Annotated in this window: 5 protein-coding genes; 2 read left to right on the forward strand and 3 right to left on the reverse strand. The window is 68.0% G+C overall.

Annotation, left to right across the window (positions count from 1 at the left end; all coding sequences use genetic code 11):
* Positions 1-71: 71 nt before the first annotated feature.
* Positions 72-1,196 carry a succinyl-diaminopimelate desuccinylase gene (gene dapE, locus ACFQ50_RS24305; protein WP_377998195.1) on the reverse strand — a complete coding sequence of 375 codons (1,125 nt, stop codon included), beginning with the start codon at positions 1,194-1,196 and terminating at the stop codon, positions 72-74.
* Positions 1,197-1,334: 138 nt separating this feature from the next.
* Here dapE and dapD point away from each other — a divergent pair, with 138 nt between their 5' ends.
* A complete protein-coding gene (dapD, locus tag ACFQ50_RS24310; RefSeq protein WP_377998196.1) occupies positions 1,335-2,363 on the forward strand; it encodes a 2,3,4,5-tetrahydropyridine-2,6-dicarboxylate N-succinyltransferase in 1,029 nt (342 codons plus the stop codon).
* A gap of 93 nt (positions 2,364-2,456) precedes the next feature.
* Positions 2,457-3,302, forward strand: coding sequence for a hypothetical protein (locus tag ACFQ50_RS24315; protein WP_377998197.1), 846 nt, complete (start codon positions 2,457-2,459; stop codon positions 3,300-3,302).
* On the opposite strand, the gene ACFQ50_RS24320 is transcribed toward ACFQ50_RS24315, so the two are convergent.
* Together ACFQ50_RS24320 and ACFQ50_RS24325 are read right to left on the reverse strand one after the other, a co-directional pair.
* Positions 3,299-3,910: a hypothetical protein gene (locus ACFQ50_RS24320; RefSeq protein WP_377998198.1), complete on the reverse strand. Its 612-nt coding sequence runs from the start codon at positions 3,908-3,910 to the stop codon at positions 3,299-3,301. The genes ACFQ50_RS24315 and ACFQ50_RS24320 overlap by 4 nt on opposite strands.
* Positions 3,911-3,999: 89 nt before the next feature.
* The gene (locus tag ACFQ50_RS24325) at positions 4,000-4,638 is read right to left on the reverse strand and encodes a TetR/AcrR family transcriptional regulator (RefSeq protein ID WP_377998199.1); all 639 of its coding nucleotides are present in this window, start codon (positions 4,636-4,638) and stop codon (positions 4,000-4,002) included.
* Positions 4,639-4,726 lie beyond the last annotated feature (88 nt).

Genomic DNA, 4,726 nt, shown 5'->3' on the forward strand with positions numbered 1-4,726 from the left:
CACACCCACAAAACCCACGGACCCCACCCCCCCGGCTGCGGACCTTCCCTGTTATGGAACTTGTCTGGTGGTCAGGACAGCCACGTCTGCAGTGCCCGCAGGCAGAGGCGGATGGCTTCGGCCTCCACGTGCTCGTTGTCCTTGTGGGCCAGCAGCGCATCACCGGGCCCGAAGTTCACGGCCGGGATGCCCAGTTCGCTGAAGCGCGCGACGTCGGTCCAGCCGTATTTGGGTTTGGGCTCGCCTCCCACTGCGGCCACGAAGGACGCGGCGGCGGGGTGGTTCAGTCCCGGCCGCGCGCCGGCGGCGCTGTCCGTGCGGACGACGTCGAAGCCGTCCAGCAGTGCGCGCACGTGTTCTTCGGCCTGGTCAGGGGTCTTGTCCGGGGCGAAGCGGTAGTTGATCTCCACGACGCACCGGTCCGGGATGACGTTGCCGGCGGTGCCGCCGTGGATCTTGACCGCGTTCAGGCTTTCGCGGTAATCCAGGCCGTCGACGGTCACGGTCTGCGGGCTGTACGCCGCGAGCCGTTCCAGGATGGGCGCGGCGGCGTGGATCGCGTTCCGGCCCATCCAGGCCCGGGCGGAGTGTGCGGCTTCGCCGGAGGTGGTGGCGTGGAAACGCATGGTGCCGTTGCAGCCACCCTCCACGGTGCCGTCTGTCGGCTCGAGGAGGATGGCAAAGTCGCCCCCGAGGAGTCCTCCGTGGTTCCGCACCAGCCGGCCCAGCCCGCTCTTGACGGCCTCTACCTCCTCGTGGTCGTAAAACACAAACGTGACGTCCTTGCCCGGTTCCGCCCCGCCGTCGAACATTGAAGCCGCCAGTGCCAGCTGGACGGCAACGCCGCCCTTCATGTCCGTGGCGCCGCGGCCATACAGGACGCCGTCGCCGGGGACGCCGGACGGCCAGGTGGACGGCACCGTTCCCAGCGAGTCGTCCGTAACCGGCAGCGGCACGGTGTCCAGGTGGCCTGCCAGAATGACCCGCTCGCTCCGGCCGAGGTTGGTCCGCGCAATGATGGAGTCGCCGTCGCGTACCAGTTCGAGGCCGGGCAGCTGGCGGAGTGCCGACTCGACGGCGTCCGCCAGCTGGCGTTCGTTGCCGGAGACGCTGTTGATGTCGATCAGCGCGGCGGTCAGCAGTGCCACGTCCTGGCGCAGGTCAAGGGTTATGGGGGCTGTTTCGGCAATCACCATCCCACTGTATCCCGCAGCTGCCCATCCCAACTGGGTGGCAGCTCAGGGCGTTCCCAGCGCCGGGAACGCCCTGAAATGCGACTCAGGTACGCACGGACCGGTTTCGGTGCGTGCACCTCGTCTCGATAGACTTGGCGCATGACTGAAACCGCTTCTTCCGCCGTGCCCGCTGCCCAGACCCTGTCCGACGAATCCCGTTCGGCCTATGGATTCGGCGTAGCCACCATCGCCACGCGGAACGGCGAAGCCACTGTGCTGGATGCCTGGTTCCCCGCCCCCGCCCTCGGTGTGGCCGCCGAAAGCCTCCGCGCCGTGGAAAACGCCGACGAAACCCTCACAGAAATCGCAGCCGCCGGCACCGACGCCGACCGCGGCACGGAGCAGAAGGTAGTGTTCGTCCAGATCAACCTGGACGAGGCCCCGGCCGACACCGCCGACGCCTACCTGCGCCTGCACCTGCTCTCGCACCGCCTGGTCCAGCCCAACAGCATCAACCTGGACGGCATCTTCGGCAAGCTCCCGAACGTCGTCTGGACCAACTTCGGCCCGTGCGCCGTGGACGGGTTCGAACTGACCCGCGCCAAGCTGCGCAAGCGCGGTGCTGTCACCGTCTACGGCGTGGACAAGTTCCCGCGCATGGTGGACTACGTCATTCCGGCCGGCGTCCGCATTGCCGACGCCGACCGTGTGCGCCTGGGCGCCCACCTCGCCGAAGGCACCACCGTCATGCACGAGGGCTTCGTGAACTTCAACGCCGGCACCTTGGGAACCTCCATGGTTGAAGGCCGCATTTCCGCCGGTGTTGTGGCCGGCGACGGCACCGACGTCGGCGGCGGCGCCTCCATCATGGGCACCCTCTCCGGCGGCGGCAAGGAAAAGGTATCCCTGGGCCAGCGCGTCCTGCTGGGCGCCAACTCCGGCGTCGGCATCAGCATCGGGGACGACTCCGTGGTGGAGGCCGGGCTGTACGTCACGGCAGGCACCCGCGTCCGCGTTGCCGGCCCCAAGGATGCCGACGGCGAGGACACGAGCAAGATCGTCAAGGCCATTGAGCTGTCCGGAGTGCCGAACTTGCTGTTCCGCCGCAACTCCACCACCGGTGAAGTTGAAGTGCTGCCCCGCCAGGGCCAGACCGTGGAACTGAACGACGCCCTGCACGCCAACTGAGTGCAGGCCGACTGACCGCTCGACAACTGACCATGCGGACATAGCCGGCACGCCACAGCCACGGGCGTGCCGGCAGATTGCTGGAGTAACCACGTGACACGCAGACGCAGGCTGCGCAGGACTCTCATCACCGGCCTCTTCTCCCTCGCTCTGGTGGCTGGCGGCATCTACACCGCGGTCTCGTTGGTGCAGCGCTCCGAGCAGCTGATCACCGAGGAGTGCACCGCCGCCGTCGGCTCGCAGCGGGCCGATCTCGCCACCGACCAGGCAGCGAACGCGGCGCTCATCACGGCTGTCTCGGTGCGCCGCGGGCTGCCGCCGCGGGCAGCCAGCATTGCCTTGGCCACCGCCATGCAGGAATCCAAGCTTCGGAACATCGGCCACGGCGACCTCGCCGGTCCGGATTCCAGGGGCCTCTTCCAGCAGCGCCCGTCCCAGGGCTGGGGCACCCAGGAACAGGTCATGGACCCGGTCTATGCCACGAACGCCTTCTACGATGCCCTCGTGAAGGTGCCCGGCTATGCCACCCTCGAAATCACCGACGCCGCCCAGCGGGTCCAGCGCTCCGCCTACCCGGCTGCGTACGCCGATCACGAGGCGATGGGACGGTCTTTCGCCTCCGCCCTGACGGGCGAGTCCCCGGCTGCCCTGAACTGCACGCTCCGCTCACCGGACGCCGCCGGCGACCCCGCCGCCCTGCTCACTCAGCTGGAAGCCTCCTACGGCAGCATCCCCACAATAGCCACGGGCCAGACGCTCGAGGTGGACGTCAGCGACAGCTATGCCTGGTCCGTGGCCCACTGGGCGGTGGCAAACGCCAAGGAGCTTTCCGTGGAACGCGTGGACGTGGACGGAAAGCGGTGGGACAGGAAGGCCCGCAACGGGTGGCAGGATGCGCCGGACGCCGGCGGCCGGGTGGCCATCACGCTTGCTGGCTAGACGAGGATCTCCACAACCGGCTGCACGTAGCTGCGGAACACTTCGGGCTGGGACAGCAGCTCGTGGCTCATGATGATCTTGTCCGGCTCCAGGTACCACGCCCGTTGCTCATCGAGCGGCAGTTCAATGATGGTCAGCGCAAAGTCCCGGGAATCCCGGCCTACCTCCAGGAGCCGGTCCTCCACGATGTCCTCGAGCAGGTGCGCGGAGCCCCCGGCCACGCGTTCGGCCTCCAGTTCGGCGTACTCCGCGCGCCGTTCCCTGGCCCAGGTCAGGGCTGCCCCGAAGTGCGCCTGCAGGACCTTGCGCAGCGCCGGCGAGTTGGCAAAGGACCGGAATCCCGGGGGTGACAGCTCAGGGGACATCTGCGGGTGGGCCTTGAGAAGCTGCTGCCACCAGGCTTCCCACTCCGTCTTCAAGGCGCTGATGCCGCCCACCTCGGCGGTGAGGTGGGCATGGTCCACGTGGCGGACCTTTGGTGCGGCATGCGAAAGCGCCGGAAAGCCTGCGCCGTCGAGCCCGGCAACGTCACGTATATAGATGGCAATGAGCATGGGCCCCGACGTGTCCATCGTGATTCGCCAGCCTGGACCGCCTGTGTGCTGCATGCGCATGCCTCCTTGGCATCTTGTCTTCCACCCCGTTGTGCCGGCAACCCGCTCTCCGGCTTTCAGTCTATTCCCCCAGCCCGGGGAGGTTAATGGCTGGCACCGACCCGCCTGCGAAGCCCGTCAACGTGGCATTCGAGCACGTCACGGCACATTTCCGGGGACATCCAGTCCGGTTGCAGCAGGGCATGCATGGCCAGCCCGTCCACGGTCGCCAGCAGGTGTTCGGCCGCAGTGACCAGGTGGGGCCCGCCGTCGGACCCGTCAGCATTGTCCTCATGCAGCAGTCCGGTGATGACCTGGCCGACGACGACGGCCACGGCCCGGTGGCTCCTGTCCGCTTCGGCGGCCAGGAAGGGCCGGATCCGTGCCGCGTTCCTGAACGCCAGCCAGGCGCAGGCGTCCAGGGCCCGTTCTTCGTCCAGGGGCAGGAATTCGCCCAGGAGTGTTAATACCGCCTGGCTCTTGTCCGGGCCATCGGTTGCAGGGCCCAGCCCGGGAAGGGCTGCATGAAGGCGTGTCAGGATGCGGTCCGACACCGCCGCAAACGAGTAGGTCAGCAGGTCGTCGCTGCTGTCGAAGTAGTGCCGCACGGAGCCCACCGCGAGGCCGGCCTCCTCCGCCACCTCCCGCAGGGACGCACGTTCCAGGCCGTCCGTGGCGATGATCCTGCACACGGCGCCAACGATCTCCTGCCGCCGCTGCGCGGCGTCCACGATTTTCGGCACACTTGTTTTTAGCACGGGTGTGCGCCGAAACCGCGGCGGCACGTCGGGTGTGGGCTTAAACGCCGACGGCGGCCGCCCACCGGAATGG

It is taken from the genome of Arthrobacter sp. NPDC056493 (assembly GCF_042795115.1).
In the GTDB taxonomy this organism is placed as follows: Bacteria; Actinomycetota; Actinomycetes; order Actinomycetales; family Micrococcaceae; genus Arthrobacter.

Excerpts from the sequence above, each read along its gene's own strand:
- dapE (WP_377998195.1), bottom strand. The coding sequence starts at position 1,196 with ATGGTGATTGCCGAAACAGCCCCCATAACCCTTGACCTGCGCCAGGAC.
- dapD (WP_377998196.1), top strand. The coding sequence starts at position 1,335 with ATGACTGAAACCGCTTCTTCCGCCGTGCCCGCTGCCCAGACCCTGTCC.
- ACFQ50_RS24320 (WP_377998198.1), bottom strand. The coding sequence starts at position 3,910 with ATGCAGCACACAGGCGGTCCAGGCTGGCGAATCACGATGGACACGTCG.